This is a genomic window from Streptomyces sp. NPDC028910 (assembly GCF_055564955.1).
Genome location: NZ_JBVHVF010000002.1, coordinates 318,272 through 336,624 on the forward strand (window position 1 = coordinate 318,272; position 18,353 = coordinate 336,624).

The window sequence follows — 18,353 nt, forward strand, 5'->3', positions numbered from 1 at the left end:
TCTCTCTCGCCGTTTGAAGAACCCAACAAAAAAGACCTTCTCCCTCGGGGCCTCCCCCCCCCCCCCCCCCCCCCCCCCAACCCCCGGCGAGGCTGGATTCGCGCCGGCCCAGGTACGTGGGACCGCCTCAACGCCGGCGAGGGGCCCGCGCCGGGCGGGGAAATACACCCGAACCGGTGAGCCCCGCGCCGCGCCCCGGCTCAGGCCTCGACTTCGGCGGCCAGATTGGCGAGCAGGGTGTCATAGATCCGCCCGAGGCCCTTCGGCGCGAAGGTGCGCTCGAAGAAGCCCCCGATCCCGCCGGCCCCGTTCCAGACGGTGGTGACCACGGCCCTGGACTTGCCCTCACCGGCAGGGGTGACCACCCAGGTGGTGACCATGGAGGAGTTGCGGTCCTTCTCCACCAGCTGCCCGTCGGTGGGCTCGGTCACCTCCAGCAGGCAGTCGCGCACGCGCTTGCTGGTGGCCTGGAGCTTCCAGTGCACCAGGGTGCCCTCGCCGTCGCCGCCCTCGCGCACCTCGTACTCGCTGAAGTGCTCGGGCAGCAGCTTCCCGCGGGTCCCGGTGTAGTCCGCCAGCGCGTCGAACACGGTCTCCGCGTCGGCCGCGATGATCCGCTCCGTGGTGGCCTCGACCTGCGCCATAGCTGTTCCTCCAGCAGTTGTGTCCGCTCGTCACGGCGAAGCCAACCACCTCCGGCCCGGCCGCCCAAATCGGCCCCCGCGGCGGGCTGCGGGCGGGCGGGCCGCGAGCGCGTTCAGCCGGCGAGATATCCACCGCGCACGATCATGGGAACGTTTGTTCTATTCTCGGGCCAGAGCTACCGAGGGAGGCGCTCATGCGCTGGGACAACCTGACCGAGGGCCCCACGGGGCCGGCCGCGCTCTTCGGGGCCGACGCCGTCGTGACGCGGACCTTCGACACTCCCGAGTTCCGTGGGATCACCTTCCACGAGGTGCGGGCCCGGTCGATCGTCAACCGGGTGCCCGGCGCCTCGCGCATGCCGTTCGAATGGACCGTCAACCCCTACCGGGGCTGCAGTCACGCCTGCGTGTACTGCTTCGCCCGCAAGACCCACAGCTACCTGGACCTCGACACCGGCCTCGGCTTCGACTCGCAGATCGTCGTCAAGACCAACGCCCCCGAGCTGCTGCGCCGCGAGCTCGGCTCCCCCCGCTGGACCGGCGCGCACATCGCCATGGGCACCAACGTCGACTGCTACCAGCGCGCCGAGGGCCGCTACCGGCTGATGCCCGGGATCATCGAGGCGCTGCGCGACCGCGCCAACCCCTTCTCCATCCTCACCAAGGGCACGCTGATCCTGCGCGACCTCCCGCTCCTGAAGGAGGCCGCCGAGGTCACCGAGGTCGGGATCTCCGTCTCCGTGGGCTTCACCGACACCGCGCTCTGGCGCACCGTCGAGCCCGGCACCCCCTCCCCCGCAGCCCGGCTGAGCGCCGTACGGGACCTCACCGACGCCGGCATCGAGTGCGGGGTGCTGATGGCCCCGGTGATCCCCTTCCTGGGGGACGCGCCGGAGCAGCTGCGGGCGACCGTACGCGCCGTCGCGGAGTCCGGTGCGACCTCCGTGACACCCCTGGTACTCCATCTGCGGCCCGGGGCGCGCGAGTGGTTCATGGCCTGGCTGGGCGCACACCATCCCCACCTGGTCCCGCGGTACGAGCGGATGTACGCGGGCGGGTCGTACGCGCCCACCTGGTACCAGCGCCGGATCACCCGCCAAGTCCACGAACTGGCGGCGGAATTCGGCATCGGCCCCTCCCGGCGGGGCGCGGCACGCAAGATCGTCACCCCCGAGCGCCCGGCCGCCTCCGCGCCCGCCGGGGCGACACAGCTCAGCCTGCTCTGACGTCCGACTCCCCCTGAACGGTCATCACATCGGGCCAAAAAGCAGCCCAATCCCGTCTTCCAGCCGCGGTTTCCGGGACGATTCCGCCCAGAACCCTCGGCTGGGAGGCCCCATGCTGCACCCCTTGAAGAAGCGCACCGCTGTCCTGCTGTCGATCTCCACCGTCGCCGCCACCGTCGCCGCGGCCCTCGCGAGCCCGGTCACGGCCGCCCCGGCCGCCGCGGCGCCCGGGCAGGCCCCGCTGCGCTGGACCGGCTGCGCCACCCCGCGGTACCCCACGCTGCAGTGCGCGTCCCTCAAGGTGCCCCTCGACCACGCCCGGCCGGGCGGCCGGCAGATCACGCTCGCCCTGACCCGGGTCCCCCACACCGCCGCCACCTCCGCCGGCCCGCTGCTGGTCAATCCCGGCGGCCCGGGCGGCAGCGGCCGCGGCCTGGCCGGGTTCGTCGCCTCCGCCCTGCCCAAGGACGTGGCCGCCCAGTACGACGTGATCGGCTTCGATCCCCGGGGCGTCGGCAAGAGCGAGCCCGCCCTCGACTGCGGGGCCGGTCACTTCACGCCCGTCCGGCCGGACTCCGTACCCCGCGACGCGGCGACCGAGCGGGCCAACCTGGACCGGGTGCGCTCCTTCGCCGAGTCCTGCCGGTCCCGGCACGGGGACGTGCTTCCGCACATCGGCACCGTCTCGGCCGCCCGTGACATCGAGGTGCTGCGCGGCGCCCTCGGCGCGGAGCGGATCAGCTACTTCGGCTACTCGTACGGGACCTACCTGGGCGCGGTGTACGCCAAGCTCCACCCGGGCCGGGTGCACCGGCTCGTCCTGGACTCCGTGGTCGACCCGGGCGGGGTCTGGTACGAGGACAACCTCGCCCAGGACCGCGCCTTCGACGCCCGCCACAAGGCGTTCACGGCCTGGGTCGCGACGCACGACGCCACCTACAAGCTGGGCACCGTCCCGGAGGCGGTCGAGGAGCGCTGGTACGCGATGCGCGAGGCGCTGCGCGAGACCCCCGCGGGCGGCAAGGTGGGCCCGTCGGAGCTGGAGGACACCTTCATGCCGGGCGCCTACTACAACGGCTACTGGCCGAACCTCGCCGAAGCCTTCGCGGCGTACGCGGTGCGCAAGGACCCGAAGCCGCTGGTGTCGGCCTACGAGCGGTTCGGCGCGGTGGAACCCTCCGCGGGCAACGGCTACAGCGTCTACACGGCGGTGCAGTGCCGGGACTCGGCCTGGCCGAAGGACTGGAACCAGTGGCGCGCGGACATGTGGCGGACGCATGCCGCGGCGCCGTTCATGACCTGGAACAACGCCTGGTACAACGCCCCGTGCGCGTTCTGGCCGACGAAGCCGCTCCAGGCCCCGGACGTGACCAACGCGGACCTCCCGCCCGCCCTCCTCCTGCAGTCGACGGAGGACGCGGCGACCCCCTTCGCGGGGGCGCTCAGCATGCGGGACAAGCTGAAGGGCGCGGCCCTGGTGGTCGAGGAGGGCGGCGGCAACCACGGCATCTCGCTGAGCGGCAACAAGTGCCTGGACGAGAAGGTGTCGGCGTACCTGAGGACGGGCAAGGCCGCGGACGCCACCTGCCCCGCCCAGGCGGCCCCGAAGCCGACCACGGCGACCCGCGCCGTCCCGCCCTCGGCGGGCGGCGCGGCCCTGCACGGCCTGCTGGGCTTCCGGGGCTGAGCGGGCGCGGGCCGGCCGGGCCCGCGCCGGGAAGCCGGGAAGCCGGGAAGCCGGAAGCAGGGAAGCCGGGAAGCCGGGAAGTTCACGCTCTTCCCACCCCCGAGCCGGTCCCGCTGTCAGCCGAGGCTGCGCAGCGCGGCCGTCGCAGCCACCGCGAGGCGGGGGTGGGACTGGGCGCGGGTGAGCAGTTCCCGCGCGCGGGGGTCGGCGAGGGCGCCGAGGCCCTCGACGCAGGCCAGGGCCACCCGCCAGTACGGGTCGTTCGGCGACAGGAGCCGCGACAGGGTGGTCAGCAGCGCCGGTACGGACTCGGGGGCGCGCAGGGCCGTGAGCAGCCGCACGGGCTGGAGGGCGTAGGCGGTGCGCAAGCCGTTGGTGGCGAGGGCCGCCGCCGCCCGGGCGGTGCGCGGGTCGCCCAGGACGGCCAGTGCCTCGGCCGCGGCCGCGCAGCGGGGCGGGTCGCGGTGGTTGAGCAGCAGCACCAGAGACTCGAAGGCGCGGCGGTCTCCGGCGAGGCCCAGCCGGTACGCGGCCAGTTCACGGGCCCATAGGGGCAGCCCGGCCGAGGTCAGGGAGGCCGCCAGGTCATCGGGGCCGGCCGCGAGCAGCACTTCGTAGTCGGGTGACTGCCCCGCTTCCGCCCGCAGGCGTTCCAGCACGTCGTTCACCCGGCCACCCTAGTGCTGTGGCCGGGAAGGTTTGCCGGGTCGCGGCGTTCGGTGCGGTGCATCGCAAGGCGGAGGATCGCGGCTCGTACTGGACGTACTTGCGCGGTCCGACAACGCGGCGAGGTGCCGTGCCGGGCGTCGCGACCCGGTGAACCTTCCCGGTCACAGCACTAGGGCGACGGGGCGGTCGGCACGCCGCGTTCGAGGAGATGCGTAGGCCGCTTGATCGATGATCGATGATCGGTACATTTGGGCGGTACAGGTCACATCTCCCTGCTCTGGCGGAGGAGTTACCGCCGAGTTACTGTCCTTACAACACGTACGAGGGCGGCCTGGTGACGCAGCCGCCTCGTGCCGGTCGGTTCGTTCGTATGCACGGCGTGACCCCGGGACAGGGTTCCGCCGCTTGCGCCCTGTGGGTTCGTTCCCGGGGGTTCTTCCCTCGGGACTCACTTCCCTCTGAGCTCGTTCCCTCAGGGCTTTCTTCCCCTCGGGCCCTCACGCTCCCTCCGGGCCCTTCACCGCACGGCTCTCCCGTACGGCAGCCGCGCGCGCTGTGCGCCGCGCGCCCCCTCAGTCGTCACCCTCTTCCACTGGAGTCCCTCGATGGACCGTCAGTCCAGTCAGCCCACCCTCCAGACCATCGCCGTCGTCGGCCTCGGCACGATGGGCACCGGCATCGCCGAGGTCCTCGCCCGGGCCGGCCGCGAGGTCATCGGCATCGACATCAGCGAGGCCGCCGCCCGCCGGGCCGCGGCCGCCCTCGCCGCGGCCACGGCGCGCTCCGTCGCCCGGGAGCGCCTCACCGAGCAGGAGCGGGCGGACGTGCTCGCCCGCTTCCGCACCTTCACCGACCTCGCGGCCGCCGCCGAGGCCGATCTCGTCATCGAGGTCGTGCCCGAGTCGTACGAGGTCAAGCAGCAGGTGTTCCGCGAGCTCGACGCGGTCGTCCGCCCCGACACCATCCTGGCCACGGGCACCAACGCCCTTTCGGTGACCCGGCTCGCCGCCGAGTCCCAGCGCCCGGAGCGTGTGCTGGGCCTGCACTTCTTCAACCCGGCCCCGGCGATGAAGCTGGTCGAGATCGTCTCCTGCGTCCTCACCGCCCCGCCGGCCGTGGAGGCGGTCACCGAGCTGGCCCGCGAGCTCGGCAAGGAGCCCGTCTCGGTCGGCGACCGGCCCGGTTTCGTCGCCGACGGCCTGCTCTTCGGCTACCTCAACCAGGCCGCCGCCATGTACGAGGCGAAGTACGCCTCCCGCGAAGACATCGACGCGGCGATGCGGCTCGGCTGCGGTCTGCCCATGGGCCCGCTCGCGCTGCTCGACCTGATCGGCGTGGACACCGCCCGCACCGTCCTGGAGGCCATGTACGCCTCCTCCGGCGACCGGCTGCACGCCCCGGCCCCGATCCTGGGGCAGCTCGCCCAGGCCGGCCTGACCGGTCAGAAGTCCGGCCGCGGCTTCTACACGTACGAGGCACCCGGCAGCTCGACCGTCGTCCGTGACGCGCAGACCCCGCCGGACGGCGCCCGGCTCGGCGAGGGCCGCCCCGTCAGCTCCGTCGGCGTGGCCGGCTCCGGCACCATGGCGAGCGGGATCGCGCAGGTCTTCGCGCAGGCCGGCTTCGACGTGGTGCTGGCGGCCCGCAGCCAGGAGAAGGCGGAGGCCGCGAAGGCCGCGATCGGGAAGTCCTTGGGCCGTGCGGTGTCCAAGGGCCGCCTGACCGAGGAGGGCGCCGCGCAGACCCTGGAGCGGATCACACCGGCCGGTTCGCTGGACGCCTTCGCCGAGGTGGACCTGGCCGTGGAGGCGGTCGCCGAGGACCTGGGGGTCAAGCAGGAGCTGTTCGCGGCCCTGGACAAGGTCTGCAAGCCGGGCGCGGTGCTGGCCACCACCACCTCCTCGCTGCCGGTGATCGCGGTGGCCCGCGTGACCTCGCGCCCGCAGGACGTGATCGGCATGCACTTCTTCAACCCGGCCCCGGCGATGAAGCTGGTCGAGGTGGTCCGGACCGTCCTGACGGCCGACGACGTGCACGCCACGGTCCGCGAGATCTGCGTCAAGGTGCGCAAGCACCCGGTGGACTGCGGGGACCGGGCCGGCTTCATCGTGAACGCGCTGCTGTTCCCGTACCTCAACAACGCGATCAAGATGGTCGAGCAGCATTACGCCAGTCTCGACCAGATCGACGCGGCGATGAAGCTGGGCGGCGGCTACCCGATGGGGCCGTTCGAACTCCTCGACGTGGTCGGCCTCGATGTGTCGCTGGCCATCGAGAAGGTCCTCCACGAGGAGTTCCGCGACCCGGGCCTGGCCCCGTCCCCGCTGCTGGAGCACCTGGTGGCGGCGGGCTGCCTGGGCCGGAAGACCGGCCGCGGATTCCGTGAGTACGCCGCCCGCCGGTAACCGGTCGGGCCACGAGCCGGATGCGTGGGGAGGGCTGCTCGGGTCCGCCGGACCCTCACGGCGGACTGACCCTCCCGAGCCCAGTGCGGGCTCTCCCCCGCATCCACCCCTCTCCCACCCCCCGCAGGCGCGCTCCCCTGCACGAATGAAGTACTTTCGCTCTATGTCCCAGCCCGCCAAGACCTCGCCCCGCGCCTCCTCGGCCCCCGACGCCCCGGAGAGCGCGGCCGGCACGCGGGCGGCCGCCCAGCGGCTCAAAATGCGCCGTGAGCTCGCCGCCGCGGCCATGGAGCTCTTCGCGACCAAGGGGTACGAGGCGACGACGGTCGACGAGATCGCCGCGACCGCCGGAGTGGCGCGCCGGACCTTCTTCCGGCACTTCCGGTCCAAGGAAGAGGCGATCTTCCCGGACCACGACGACACCCTGACCCGCGCGGAAGCGGTGCTCGACGTGGCCCCGGCGCACGAGCACCCGCTCGACACGGTGTGCCGCGGGATCAAGGAAGTCATGAAGATGTACGCCGCCTCGCCGGCGGTATCGGTGGAGCGCTACCGGCTGACCCGCGAGGTGCCGGCCCTGCGGGAGCGGGAGATCGCCTCGGTGGCCCGGTACGAGCGGCTGTTCACGCGCTACCTGCTGGCCCACTTCGACGAGCACGAGCCGCACGACGGCAACGACGACCCGCTGCTGGCCGAGGTGGCCGCCTCCGCGGTGGTGACCGCCCACAACCACGTACTGCGGCGCTGGCTGCGGGCGGGCGGCCAGGGGGACGTGGAGGCGCAGCTGGACCACGCCTTCTCGATCGTCCGGAAGACCTTCGGCACGGGGATCGGCGCGGGCCGCACCCTGAGCAGCACGGCGCCGGCCGCGCCGGCGGCGGTCCGCACGCAGGGCGAGGTGCTGGTGGCGGTGGCCCGCACGGACGCCCCGCTGGACGAGGTCATGCGGACCATCGAAGAGGCACTGAAGAACAAGTAGGCGACCCTCGTCACAGTGGCCGCCCCCGTTTCGGGGGCGGCCGCTTTCGTTTGTCCGGCTTGCCCCTACTCGCCGGTAACTCTGATCGATCATCGCTCATCGGTGCAGGTCAATCGGCAAATGAGAGAAAGTTTTGGCACGCGGTGCCTTGCCGGGTGACACGGGGTGCCATACGTTGAATCTGTCCGGATGTCCCCGCGACCCACGCCCACACGGCACGGAACGCGCCCCGGATGCCTGCGTCACCAGGCACCGCACGCCCCACCACGGGCGTCGCCCCGCACCACCGCACCAGCCGGACCGACGGCACACCACAGCTGCTCCACGCACCCCTTTACCTCAGCGCACCCTCATCAGCGCTAGCCGGAGGCTCTACCGTGAAGGACATCCTGGACGCGATTCAGTCGCAGTCCGCCACCGCCGCAGACTTCGCGGCCCTGCCGCTGCCCGACTCGTACCGCGCGATCACCGTGCACAAGGACGAGACGGAGATGTTCGCGGGGCTGACGACACGCGAGAAGGACCCGCGCAAGTCCCTTCACCTGGACCAGGTCCCGGTGCCGGAACTGGGCCCGGGCGAGGCCCTCGTGGCCGTCATGGCCTCCTCGGTCAACTACAACTCCGTGTGGACCTCGATCTTCGAGCCCGTGTCCACCTTCAGCTTCCTGGAGCGCTACGGGCGCCTGTCGGAGCTCACCAAGCGCCACGACCTCCCGTACCACATCATCGGCTCCGACCTCGCGGGCGTCGTGCTGCGCACCGGCCCCGGCGTGAACGCCTGGAAGCCGGGCGACGAGGTCGTCGCGCACTGCCTGTCGGTCGAACTGGAGTCCTCCGACGGCCACAACGACACGATGCTGGACCCCGAGCAGCGCATCTGGGGCTTCGAGACCAACTTCGGCGGCCTGGCGGAGATCGCCCTCGTCAAGTCGAACCAGCTGATGCCCAAGCCCGGCCACCTGAGCTGGGAGGAGGCCGCCTCCCCCGGCCTGGTGAACTCCACCGCCTACCGCCAGCTCGTCTCCCGCAACGGCGCCGGCATGAAGCAGGGCGACAACGTCCTGATCTGGGGCGCGAGCGGCGGCCTGGGCTCGTACGCCACCCAGTTCGCCCTCGCCGGCGGCGCCAACCCGATCTGCGTGGTCTCCAGCCCCGAGAAGGCCGACATCTGCCGCGCCATGGGCGCCGAGGCGGTCATCGACCGCAACGCCGAGGGCTACAAGTTCTGGAAGGACGAGCACACCCAGGACCCCAAGGAGTGGAAGCGCTTCGGCAAGCGCATCCGCGAGCTGACCGGCGGCGAGGACATCGACATCGTCTTCGAGCACCCGGGCCGCGAGACCTTCGGCGCCTCGGTCTACGTCACCCGCAAGGGCGGCACGATCACCACCTGCGCCTCCACCTCGGGCTACATGCACGAGTACGACAACCGCTACCTGTGGATGTCCCTCAAGCGCATCATCGGCTCGCACTTCGCCAACTACCGCGAGGCGTGGGAGGCCAACCGCCTGATCGCCAAGGGCAAGATCCACCCCACCCTGTCGAAGGTCTACTCCCTGGAGGAGACCGGCCAGGCGGCCTACGACGTCCACCGCAACCTCCACCAGGGCAAGGTCGGCGTCCTCGCGCTGGCCCCCGAGGAGGGCCTGGGTGTGCGTGACCACGAGCTGCGTGCGACGCACCTCGACGCCATCAACCGCTTCCGCAACGTCTGAGACGCCTCAAAGGCCAAAGGGACAGCCTGAGATGACAGAGCGCCAGAAGGACCGTCCGTGGCTCATGCGGACGTACGCCGGCCACTCCACGGCCGAGGCGTCCAACGAGCTGTACCGCCGCAACCTCGCCAAGGGCCAGACCGGCCTGTCGGTCGCGTTCGACCTGCCGACCCAGACCGGCTACGACCCCGACCACATCCTCGCCCGCGGCGAGGTCGGCCGGGTCGGGGTCCCGGTCTCCCATCTGGGCGACATGCGGCGGCTGTTCCAGGACATACCCCTGGAGCAGATGAACACCTCGATGACGATCAACGCCACCGCCATGTGGCTGCTGGCGCTCTACCAGGTGGCCGCCGAGGAGCAGGGCGCGGACGTCTCCCAGCTCCAGGGCACCACCCAGAACGACATCGTCAAGGAGTACCTCTCGCGCGGGACGCACGTCTTCCCGCCGGGGCCGTCCCTGCGGCTGACGACGGACATGATCGCGTACACGGTCAACCACATCCCGAAGTGGAACCCGATCAACATCTGCTCGTACCACCTCCAGGAGGCCGGGGCCACCCCGGTCCAGGAGATCTCGTACGCGATGTCCACGGCGATCGCGGTCCTCGACTCGGTGCGCGACTCGGGGCAGGTGCCCGAGGAGCGCTTCGGCGAGGTCGTCGCCCGGATCTCGTTCTTCGTGAACGCGGGCGTCCGCTTCATCGAGGAGATGTGCAAGATGCGCGCCTTCGGCCGCATCTGGGACAAGGTCACCCGCGAGCGCTACGGCATCGAGAACGAAAAGCAGCGCCGCTTCCGGTACGGGGTCCAGGTCAACTCCCTGGGCCTGACCGAGGCGCAGCCGGAGAACAACGTCCAGCGCATCGTGCTGGAGATGCTCGCGGTCACCCTCTCCAAGGACGCCCGCGCCCGCGCGGTGCAGCTGCCCGCCTGGAACGAGGCGCTGGGCCTGCCCCGGCCCTGGGACCAGCAGTGGTCGCTGCGCATCCAGCAGGTCCTCGCCCACGAGAGCGACCTGCTGGAGTACGAGGACATCTTCGCCGGGTCCCACGTCATCGAGGCCAAAGTCGACTCCCTGGTCGCCGACTGCCTGGCCGAGATCGACCGGATCCAGGAGATGGGCGGCGCCATGGCCGCCGTCGAGTCCGGGTACCTGAAGTCCCAGCTGGTCTCCTCGCACGCCGAGCGGCGGGCCCGGATCGAGGCCGGCGAGGACAAGATCGTCGGCGTCAACTGCTTCCAGCAGACCGAGGAGAACCCGCTCACCGCCGACCTGGACGGCGCCATCATGACGGTGGACCCGGCGGTGGAGGCGCTCACCGTCGAGCGCATCGGCCGCTGGCGGGCCGAACGGCAGGAGGCCTCCGACCGTCAGGGCGGCGGCGACCCGTTCGTCTTCCCGTCCGTCGGGCAGGCCCTGGACCGCCTCAAGGAAGCGGCGGCCGGGACCGAGAACCTGATGGAGGCCACCCTGGAGTGCGCCCGGGCCGGTGTCACCACCGGCGAGTGGTCGAGCGCGCTGCGCGAGGTGTTCGGCGAGTTCCGCGCCCCGACCGGGGTCTCCTCGGCCCCGGTGGCCGTCACCGCCGAGCCGGGCACGCCGATGCACGAGGTACGCGAGAAGGTGGCCCGTACGGCCGAGGAGCTCGGCTCGGGCCGGCTGCGCCTGCTGGTCGGCAAGCCCGGCCTGGACGGGCACTCCAACGGCGCCGAGCAGATCGCCGTCCGGGCCCGTGACGCGGGCTTCGAGGTGGTCTACCAGGGCATCAGGCTGACGCCGGAGGAGATCTCCTCGGCGGCGCTGGCCGAGGACGTGCACTGCGTGGGACTGTCCATCCTGTCCGGCTCGCACAGCGCTCTCGTCCCGGACGTCCTGGAGCGGCTGCGCGCGGCGGGGGCGGGTGACATTCCCGTCATCGTCGGAGGCATCATTCCGAACGCGGATGCCGTGACACTCAAGGCGGCCGGGGTCGCGGCCGTCTTCACGCCGAAGGACTTCGGCATCACGGAGATCATCGGACGTATCGTCGACGAGATCCGCAAGGCCAACAAGCTCCAGCCCGTCACCACCACTGACACCATCGCAAACGTTGCAAGCACGGAGGTCCCCGCATGACCACGCCAGTCCACCCGGTGAACCGCCTTCGCCCGCGTCGCTCCTGCCTCGCGGTGCCGGGCTCCAACCCGCGGTTCCTGGAGAAGGCCCAGGGCCTGCCGGCCGACCAGGTCTTCCTGGACCTGGAGGACGCCTGCGCGCCGCTCGCCAAGGAAGGCGCCCGCCACACGATCGTGGACGCGCTGAACAACGGTGACTGGACCGGCAAGACCCGGGTCGTGCGCGTCAACGACTGGACCACGCACTGGACGTACCGCGACGTCATCACGGTGGTCGAGGGCGCCGGCCAGAACCTCGACTGCATCATGCTGCCGAAGGTCCAGGACGCCCAGCAGGTCGTGGCCCTGGACCTGCTGCTGACCCAGATCGAGAAGACGATGGGCTTCGAGGTCGGCAAGATCGGCATCGAGGCGCAGATCGAGAACGCCAAAGGCCTGGTGAACGTCGACGAGATCGCCGCCGCCTCGCCGCGCCTGGAGACCATCATCTTCGGCCCGGCGGACTTCATGGCCTCCATCAACATGAAGTCGCTGGTCGTGGGCATGCAGCCGCCCGGCTACGGCGCGGACGCCTACCACTACATCCTGATGCGGATCCTGATGGCGGCCCGCATGCACAACCTCCAGGCGATCGACGGCCCCTTCCTCCAGATCCGCGACGTGGACGCCTACCGCGAGGTCGCCGGCCGGGCGGCGGCGCTGGGCTTCGACGGCAAGTGGGTGCTGCACCCGGGCCAGGTCGACGCGGCCAACGAGGTCTTCTCCCCCTCGCAGGAGGACTACGACCACGCCGAGCTGATCCTCGACGCGTACGACTGGTGCACCTCCGAGGCGGGCGGCAAGAAGGGCTCGGCGATGCTCGGCGACGAGATGATCGACGAGGCCAGCCGCAAGATGGCCCTGGTCATCGCCGGCAAGGGCCGGGCGGCAGGCATGCAGCGCACCAGCAAGTTCGAGATCCCCGCCAACTAGAAAGGTCCTGATCCCGATGCAGTTCGGACGCACGTACGAAGAGTTCGAGGTCGGGGCGGTCTACAAGCACTGGCCCGGGAAGACGGTCACCGAGTACGACGACCACCTCTTCTGTCTGCTGACCATGAACCACCACCCGCTGCACATGGACAGCAACTACGCCGAGAACACGACCGACTTCGGCAAGAACGTGGTCGTGGGCAACTACATCTACTCGCTGCTGCTCGGCATGTCCGTGCCGGACGTCTCCGGGAAGGCCATCGCCAACCTGGAGATCGAGTCCCTGCGGCACGTGGCGCCGACCTTCCACGGCGACACGATCTACGGCGAGACCACGGTCCTCGACAAGACCCCGTCGAAGTCGAAGAACGACCGCGGCATCGTCTACGTCGAGACCAAGGGCTACAAGCAGGACGGAACCCTCGTCTGCGTCTTCCGGCGCAAGGTGATGGTCCCGACCGAGACGTACATCAAGGAGCGCGGCGGCGAGCAGCCCGGCCGCCCCCAGCTGAAGACCCAGGAGAAGTAGCCATGGCCCGACTCGCCCAGACCGCCGGGCTCACGGACGTCCAGCGGGAGATCCTCAAGACCGTCCGCGAGTTCGTCGACAAGGAGATCATCCCGGTCGCGACCGAGCTGGAGCACCGCGACGAGTACCCGCAAGCGATCGTCGACGGCCTCAAGGAGCTCGGCCTCTTCGGGCTGATGATCCCGGAGGAGTACGGCGGCCTGGGTGAGTCGCTCCTCACCTACGCCCTGTGCGTCGAGGAGATCGCGCGGGGCTGGATGTCCGTCTCGGGCATCATCAACACGCACTTCATCGTGGCGTACATGCTCAAGCAGCACGGCACGCAGGAGCAGAAGGACCACTTCCTGCCGCGCATGGCGCTGGGCGAGGTGCGCGGCGCGTTCTCGATGTCCGAGCCGGCGCTGGGCTCCGATGTGTCGGCCATCACCTCCAAGGCGGTGAAGGACGGCGACGAGTACGTCCTGAACGGCCAGAAGATGTGGCTGACGAACGGCGGCAGCTCCACCCTGGTGGCCGTTCTCGTCCGAAGTGACGAAGGACACCCCGAGGGAACGGCGCCCCACAAGTCGATGACGACCTTCCTCGTCGAGAAGGAGCCGGGCTTCGGTGAGGTCCGTCCGGGCCTGACCATCCCCGGCAAGATCGACAAGATGGGCTACAAGGGCGTCGACACGACCGAGCTCATCATGGACGGACTGCGCATTCCGGCCAATCGGGTGCTCGGCGGCCAGACCGGCCGAGGGTTTTACCAAATGATGGACGGGGTCGAGGTCGGCCGCGTGAACGTGGCGGCGCGTGGCTGCGGCGTCGCTCAGCGTGCGTTCGAACTGGGTGTCTCTTATGCCCAGCAACGTCACACTTTCGGCAAGCCGATCGCCGAACACCAGGCGATCCAGTTCAAGCTCGCCGAGATGGCTACCAAGGTCGAAGCCGCCCATGCGATGATGGTCAACGCAGCACGCAAAAAGGACTCAGGGGAACGAAACGACCTCGAAGCAGGGATGGCGAAGTACCTCGCCTCCGAGTACTGCAAGGAGGTGGTCGAGGACGCCTTCCGCATTCACGGCGGATACGGGTTCTCGAAGGAGTACGAGATCGAGCGCCTCTACCGCGAGGCTCCGATGTTGCTGATCGGTGAAGGTACCGCCGAGATCCAGAAAATGATCATTGGGCGACGCCTGCTCGAGGAGTACCGACTCCAGGGCTGAAAGTCCCTTTTGCGGCGAATCATCCATGGGTTCGTCGCGAAAGGATCACTACCAGTCACTGGCCGACGGTCATCGACTCGGCTTCTGGCTTGCCCAGTTGTTGCGCGCAACCGATAGCATTCCAGTAAAGCCGCCGTCCCGTCCCCCTGTTTGCGGCGCGGCAATCACCCGCTACGAAGGTCATCCATGCCCCACAGCCAAACCTCTGCACCTCGCGACAGCCTCCTTGGCGTACGCCTCGCGCGCGGAGCATCGCCGTGGCTTCTGCCGACCGTCGCCACCGCGGCGCTCAGCCTCACCCGGGCCCGCAAGTCCGGACGCTGGGCCGCGGCGGCCGTGCCCGCCACCGCGCTCGCCGCGGGCATGCTGTGGTTCTTCCGCGACCCCGAGCGTGAGATCGCTCAGGGCCGTGTCATCTCGCCCGCCGACGGTGTGGTGCAGAGCATCATGCCGTGGAAGGACGGAAGGACCCGGGTCGCGATCTTCATGAGCCCGCTGAACGTCCACGTCAACCGCGCGCCCCTGGCGGGCACGGTGACGTCCGTGGAGCACATCCCCGGCGGATTCGTCCCGGCGTTCAACAAGGAGAGCGAGAACAACGAGCGCGTTGTCTGGCACTTCGACACCGAGCTCGGTGACATCGAGATGGTGCAGATCGCCGGCGCCGTCGCCCGTCGCATCGTCCCGTACCTGCCGGCCGGCACCAAGGTGGAGCAGGGCGAACGCATCGGTCTGATCCGCTTCGGTTCCCGCGTCGACATCTACCTCCCCGAGGGTGTCGAGGTCGCGGTCGAGGTCGGTCAGGCCACCACCGCGGGGGTGACACGAATTGACCGTGACTGACCCTGAGACTCCGGCAGCCGGCTGGGTGCCCGAGTCCGTCGAGGAGGAGTCCGCCGAGGACGACATGCCGCTCTCGCTGCGGCTGTCGATAGCGGACACCCTCACCCTCGGCAACGCCACGTGCGGATTCATGGCGGTGTACTTCACCACCACCGGGATCCTCATCCCGCACCTCACCGGCAGTGGCGAATCGGGCATGGCCCGCAACAGCGCCGCGACGGCAGTGATACTGATGCTGCTCGCCGCGGTCTTCGACCTCTTCGACGGCATCGTGGCCCGCAAGCTGCGCAGCTCGCCGATGGGTGCCGAGCTGGACAACCTGTCCGACCTGATCAGCTTCGGGCTGGCTCCGGCGTACTTCGTGCTCGTCTACGGCATGGTCGCCGTCGACGCGATCCAGAAGATGTCGGCGCTGGCCGCGATCGTGGTGCTGCTCGCCGTGGTGCTCAGACTCGCGAGATTCAGCTGCGTGACGATGAAGGACGGCATGTTCCAGGGCATGCCGAGCCCCTTCGGCGCGCTGACGGTCGTCTCGATCGTGCTGCTGGAGCTGCCGTTCATCCCGACGCTGCTGGCGATCATCGGGGTGGCGTGGCTGATGGTGAGCCGGGTCGAGTACCCGAAGCCGCGGGGCGTTCTCGCGGTGGCGATGCTCTGCTGGATCATCGGCGCGATGGGGCTGCTGGCGGCTTGGGCGTTCGACGCTCCGGGCGGTCAGCTGCTGCTCCAGACGGGTTGCGCGCTGCAGATCGCGATGGCGGCGACCATTCCGCTGTTCGCGACGACGCGGAGGGCGAACACGTTCCGGCACAATCGCCGGGAGGCGCGAGCCGCGACGCTGCGCTAGCTGTGCGTGAGAGAGGGCCCCGGATGCCTTGGCATCCGGGGCCCTCTCGTCGTTTCGGCTGCCGGCCCGGCCTCCTGTGGCTCCGCCCCAGACCCCGCGCCTCAAACGCCGGCGAGGCTGGATTGGCTTCGGCGGGGCTGGATTGATGGGGCTCAGTGAGGGGTGTAGGTCTCGGCCGCCGGGGTGGTGGAGGCTTCCTTGATCACCTTCAGGCCGCCGGGGGTCTGCTCGTCCGGCTTCATGATCACGCTCTGCCGGGTGGAGGGGGACTTCGGGTCGGAGAAGTCGTGCGTGATCCCGAAGCCGCTGTCGTAGGCCTTCAGGGTGAGCAGGGCCTTGCCGACGCCCTCGCGGGTGAGGTCCTTGTCGGCGCAGGCCTTCTTCAGGGCCTCCCCGTAGACCGCCGCGGCCGTGTAACCGGCCACCACGCCGTTGTCGAGCCCGGCGCCCGGGTACGCGGCCTTGTAGGCGGTGGCCAGGGCCGCCGGGCCGGGCGCGGTGGAGCCGATGGGCAGGGTGGACGCGGCGACGTAGTAGTCCTTCTGCAGGGCAGCGCCCGCCGGGGTGGCGAGCAGCTGGGGTGCGAAGGCGGAGTTGTTGCCGACCACGGGGACGTTCCAGCCGCCGGCCGCGGCGACCCCGACCAGCGAGGCCGCCTGCTTGGGCCCGGCGCTGATCACCACGGCCTTGACCCCCGCCTGCTTGAGGGCCGCGACCTGCGCCGACATATCGCTGTCGGTGGGCTTGATCTTCTGCTCGACGACCGTGAGCCCGGCCTCCTTGGCCGCGTGCTTCGCCCCGGCGAGGGCGTTCTCGCCGTAGTCCCCCTCGAAGTACACGTGCCCGATCTTGTCGCCGGAGGCGATGCGCTTCTGGTCGAGGAGGTAACCGACGGCGTTGACCGTCTCGATGTCGTACGTCGCCCCCACCGTACGGATGGACGCGCTGCCCAGCAGCGAGGCCGACCAGGCCTGCGGAATGACCAGGCCCTTGTCCTGGCCGTCGATGCGGTCCTTGGCCGCGGCGACGAACGGGGAGCCGATGAACTGGGCGAAGCCCAGCACGTCGGGCTCCAGCTCGGTGTAGCCAGCGAGGGCCTTCTGCGGGTCGTAGCCGTGGTCGCGGACGGTCAGCTCGAGCTGGCGGCCGCAGATGCCGCCCGCGTCGTTCGTCTGCTTGATCCAGAGCTGCTGGGCCTGGGTGACGCTCTTGCCGAGCGAGGCGTAGACGCCGGTCATGTCGGTGAGGGCGCCGAGCCGGATGGCCGTGGCGCTGACCCCTTTGCCGGTCTTGACCCCGCCTTCGGCCTGCTTGTCCTCGGCGCCGCCGCCCGCCTTCGCACTGCAGCCGGCGGCGCCGGTGAGGACGAGCGCGGCGGCGAGGGCCGCCGTACCGATGCGCGCGCTCTTGTTCGCACTGGGTCTGATCACGCTGGCTCCTTCGGGGGACGGATCCGGGCGAGGCCGCCCGGGAGGAACAGGACGACGGCGACGACGGCCGCGCCGTACAGGTAGCGGGACGCCTCGCCCGGGGAGACCCCGCCGGTGCCCGGGGCGGAGACGAGCGGGAGGGCGTCGCTGTAACGGGTGAGCAGCTGGGGCAGCAGGGAGACGAAGGCGGCGCCGATGACGGAGCCCGCGACCGTGCCCAGGCCGCCGATCACGATCATGGCGAGGTATTCGAGGGACAGGACCATGCCGAAGTAGTCGGGCACGGTGCGCTGGAAGACGAGGGCGAGCAGGACCCCGGCCAGGCCCGCGTACATGGAGGACAGGACGAAGACGGCGGCGCGGTAGCGGGCGACCGGGACGCCCATGACGCCGGCGGCGATGTTGTGGTCGCGGATGGCGTTCATGGCACGGCCGGGACGCCCGCGCAGGATGCCGCGGGCGAGGAGGGCGCCGGCCAGGAGGGCGGCGAGGGCGACGTACCAGAGCTTCTCGGCGGACTGGAAGGGGACGGCTGCGATCACGGTCTCGGTGTCGTCGAAGGTGATGCCGAAGAGGGAGAGCGGTTCGACGGCGCGTCCGTTGAAGCCGCCGGTGAGCGGGGTGGCGTTGAACAGGACGTGCTGCCCGATGAAGATCAGCGCGAGGGTGGCGATGCCGAGGTACGCGCCGCGCAGGCGGCCGGCGATCGGGCTGAAGAGCCCGCCGGCCGCTCCCGCGAGGGCGACGGCGAGGACAGCCGCGAGCCAGCTGGGCAGGCCGAGCCCGAAGAGCTCCCCCGTGCCGTCCCCGGCGAGCGCGCAGTACCCGTACGCCCCGACGGCGAGGAAGAAGGCGTGCCCCATGGACAGCTGCCCGGTGGCCCCGGTGAGCAGGTTCAGCCCGATGGCCCCGATGCCGGCGGCGATCGCGAACAGCCCGGCCTGGAGCCAGAACCGCTCCAGGTAGAAGGGCAGCGCCAGGAGCAGCACGGCGGCGGCGGTCCATGCCGCGTAGCGCAGCCGGAAGCGGGCGGGCCGGCCTGCGCCGGGCTCGGCGGGCGCGGGCGCGGGCGATTCCAGCC

The 18,353-nt window shown here is 70.5% G+C and carries 15 protein-coding genes; 11 read left to right on the forward strand and 4 right to left on the reverse strand.

Annotated features, from left to right (window positions below):
- Positions 1–200: 200 nt before the first annotated feature.
- Positions 201–644 (reverse strand): SRPBCC family protein, encoded by a 444-nt coding sequence (locus ACZ4TV_RS04125; RefSeq protein ID WP_468130445.1) that lies wholly within the window; start codon positions 642–644, stop codon positions 201–203.
- Between the two features lie 194 nt (positions 645–838).
- Here ACZ4TV_RS04125 and ACZ4TV_RS04130 point away from each other — a divergent pair, with 194 nt between their 5' ends.
- Positions 839–1,870 carry an Rv2578c family radical SAM protein gene (locus tag ACZ4TV_RS04130; RefSeq protein WP_468130447.1) on the forward strand — a complete coding sequence of 344 codons (1,032 nt, stop codon included), beginning with the start codon at positions 839–841 and terminating at the stop codon, positions 1,868–1,870.
- A 112-nt stretch (positions 1,871–1,982) separates the two neighbouring features.
- Entirely contained in the window at positions 1,983–3,557 is a 1,575-nt protein-coding gene (locus ACZ4TV_RS04135; RefSeq protein WP_468130450.1) for an alpha/beta hydrolase, read from the forward strand.
- 116 nt (positions 3,558–3,673) lie between these two features.
- Here the strand turns inward: ACZ4TV_RS04135 and ACZ4TV_RS04140 are convergent, their stop codons facing one another.
- Positions 3,674–4,225: an adenylosuccinate lyase gene (locus ACZ4TV_RS04140; RefSeq protein ID WP_468130452.1), complete on the reverse strand. Its 552-nt coding sequence runs from the start codon at positions 4,223–4,225 to the stop codon at positions 3,674–3,676.
- A gap of 606 nt (positions 4,226–4,831) precedes the next feature.
- Here ACZ4TV_RS04140 and ACZ4TV_RS04145 point away from each other — a divergent pair.
- The 9 genes from ACZ4TV_RS04145 to pssA all read left to right on the forward strand — a co-directional run bounded on the left by ACZ4TV_RS04145 (position 4,832) and on the right by pssA (position 15,842).
- Entirely contained in the window at positions 4,832–6,631 is a 1,800-nt protein-coding gene (locus tag ACZ4TV_RS04145; protein ID WP_468130454.1) for a 3-hydroxyacyl-CoA dehydrogenase family protein, read from the forward strand.
- A 163-nt stretch (positions 6,632–6,794) separates the two neighbouring features.
- On the forward strand, positions 6,795–7,610 hold the full coding sequence (locus tag ACZ4TV_RS04150; RefSeq protein ID WP_468130455.1) for a TetR family transcriptional regulator: 816 nt from the start codon (positions 6,795–6,797) through the stop codon (positions 7,608–7,610).
- Between the two features lie 377 nt (positions 7,611–7,987).
- Positions 7,988–9,325 (forward strand): crotonyl-CoA carboxylase/reductase, encoded by a 1,338-nt coding sequence (gene ccrA, locus ACZ4TV_RS04155; RefSeq protein WP_468130456.1) that lies wholly within the window; start codon positions 7,988–7,990, stop codon positions 9,323–9,325.
- Positions 9,326–9,356: 31 nt separating this feature from the next.
- Positions 9,357–11,444, forward strand: coding sequence for a protein meaA (locus ACZ4TV_RS04160; protein ID WP_468130458.1), 2,088 nt, complete (start codon positions 9,357–9,359; stop codon positions 11,442–11,444).
- Positions 11,441–12,415 carry an HpcH/HpaI aldolase/citrate lyase family protein gene (locus ACZ4TV_RS04165; RefSeq protein ID WP_468130460.1) on the forward strand — a complete coding sequence of 325 codons (975 nt, stop codon included), beginning with the start codon at positions 11,441–11,443 and terminating at the stop codon, positions 12,413–12,415. The genes ACZ4TV_RS04160 and ACZ4TV_RS04165 overlap by 4 nt, the downstream gene beginning before the upstream one ends.
- 16 nt (positions 12,416–12,431) lie before the next feature.
- The gene (locus ACZ4TV_RS04170) at positions 12,432–12,944 is read left to right on the forward strand and encodes a MaoC family dehydratase (protein ID WP_030715386.1); all 513 of its coding nucleotides are present in this window, start codon (positions 12,432–12,434) and stop codon (positions 12,942–12,944) included.
- A gap of 2 nt (positions 12,945–12,946) precedes the next feature.
- Positions 12,947–14,152 (forward strand): acyl-CoA dehydrogenase family protein, encoded by a 1,206-nt coding sequence (locus ACZ4TV_RS04175; protein ID WP_362299657.1) that lies wholly within the window; start codon positions 12,947–12,949, stop codon positions 14,150–14,152.
- Between the two features lie 186 nt (positions 14,153–14,338).
- The gene (locus ACZ4TV_RS04180; protein ID WP_030010161.1) at positions 14,339–14,995 is read left to right on the forward strand and encodes a phosphatidylserine decarboxylase; all 657 of its coding nucleotides are present in this window, start codon (positions 14,339–14,341) and stop codon (positions 14,993–14,995) included.
- Positions 14,996–15,059: 64 nt separating this feature from the next.
- On the forward strand, positions 15,060–15,842 hold the full coding sequence (gene pssA, locus ACZ4TV_RS04185; protein WP_468130724.1) for a CDP-diacylglycerol--serine O-phosphatidyltransferase: 783 nt from the start codon (positions 15,060–15,062) through the stop codon (positions 15,840–15,842).
- 152 nt (positions 15,843–15,994) lie between these two features.
- Here the strand turns inward: pssA and ACZ4TV_RS04190 are convergent, their stop codons facing one another.
- Together ACZ4TV_RS04190 and ACZ4TV_RS04195 are read right to left on the reverse strand one after the other, a co-directional pair.
- Positions 15,995–17,272 (reverse strand): ABC transporter substrate-binding protein, encoded by a 1,278-nt coding sequence (locus ACZ4TV_RS04190; RefSeq protein ID WP_468130463.1) that lies wholly within the window; start codon positions 17,270–17,272, stop codon positions 15,995–15,997.
- Positions 17,269–18,291, reverse strand: a complete 1,023-nt coding sequence (locus ACZ4TV_RS04195; RefSeq protein WP_468130726.1) for a branched-chain amino acid ABC transporter permease — start codon at positions 18,289–18,291, stop codon at positions 17,269–17,271. The genes ACZ4TV_RS04190 and ACZ4TV_RS04195 overlap by 4 nt, the downstream gene beginning before the upstream one ends.
- Positions 18,292–18,353: the final 62 nt, after the last annotated feature.

Bases quoted from the DNA above. Each gene is read 5' to 3' on its own strand.
- ACZ4TV_RS04165 (WP_468130460.1), top strand. From the start codon at position 11,441: ATGACCACGCCAGTCCACCCGGTGAACCGCCTTCGCCCGCGTCGCTCC.
- ACZ4TV_RS04170 (WP_030715386.1), top strand. From the start codon at position 12,432: ATGCAGTTCGGACGCACGTACGAAGAGTTCGAGGTCGGGGCGGTCTAC.
- ACZ4TV_RS04130 (WP_468130447.1), top strand. From the start codon at position 839: ATGCGCTGGGACAACCTGACCGAGGGCCCCACGGGGCCGGCCGCGCTC.
- ACZ4TV_RS04125 (WP_468130445.1), bottom strand. From the start codon at position 644: ATGGCGCAGGTCGAGGCCACCACGGAGCGGATCATCGCGGCCGACGCG.
- ACZ4TV_RS04175 (WP_362299657.1), top strand. From the start codon at position 12,947: ATGGCCCGACTCGCCCAGACCGCCGGGCTCACGGACGTCCAGCGGGAG.
- ACZ4TV_RS04180 (WP_030010161.1), top strand. From the start codon at position 14,339: ATGCCCCACAGCCAAACCTCTGCACCTCGCGACAGCCTCCTTGGCGTA.
- ACZ4TV_RS04145 (WP_468130454.1), top strand. From the start codon at position 4,832: ATGGACCGTCAGTCCAGTCAGCCCACCCTCCAGACCATCGCCGTCGTC.
- pssA (WP_468130724.1), top strand. From the start codon at position 15,060: ATGCCGCTCTCGCTGCGGCTGTCGATAGCGGACACCCTCACCCTCGGC.
- ACZ4TV_RS04160 (WP_468130458.1), top strand. From the start codon at position 9,357: ATGACAGAGCGCCAGAAGGACCGTCCGTGGCTCATGCGGACGTACGCC.
- ACZ4TV_RS04150 (WP_468130455.1), top strand. From the start codon at position 6,795: ATGTCCCAGCCCGCCAAGACCTCGCCCCGCGCCTCCTCGGCCCCCGAC.
- ACZ4TV_RS04135 (WP_468130450.1), top strand. From the start codon at position 1,983: ATGCTGCACCCCTTGAAGAAGCGCACCGCTGTCCTGCTGTCGATCTCC.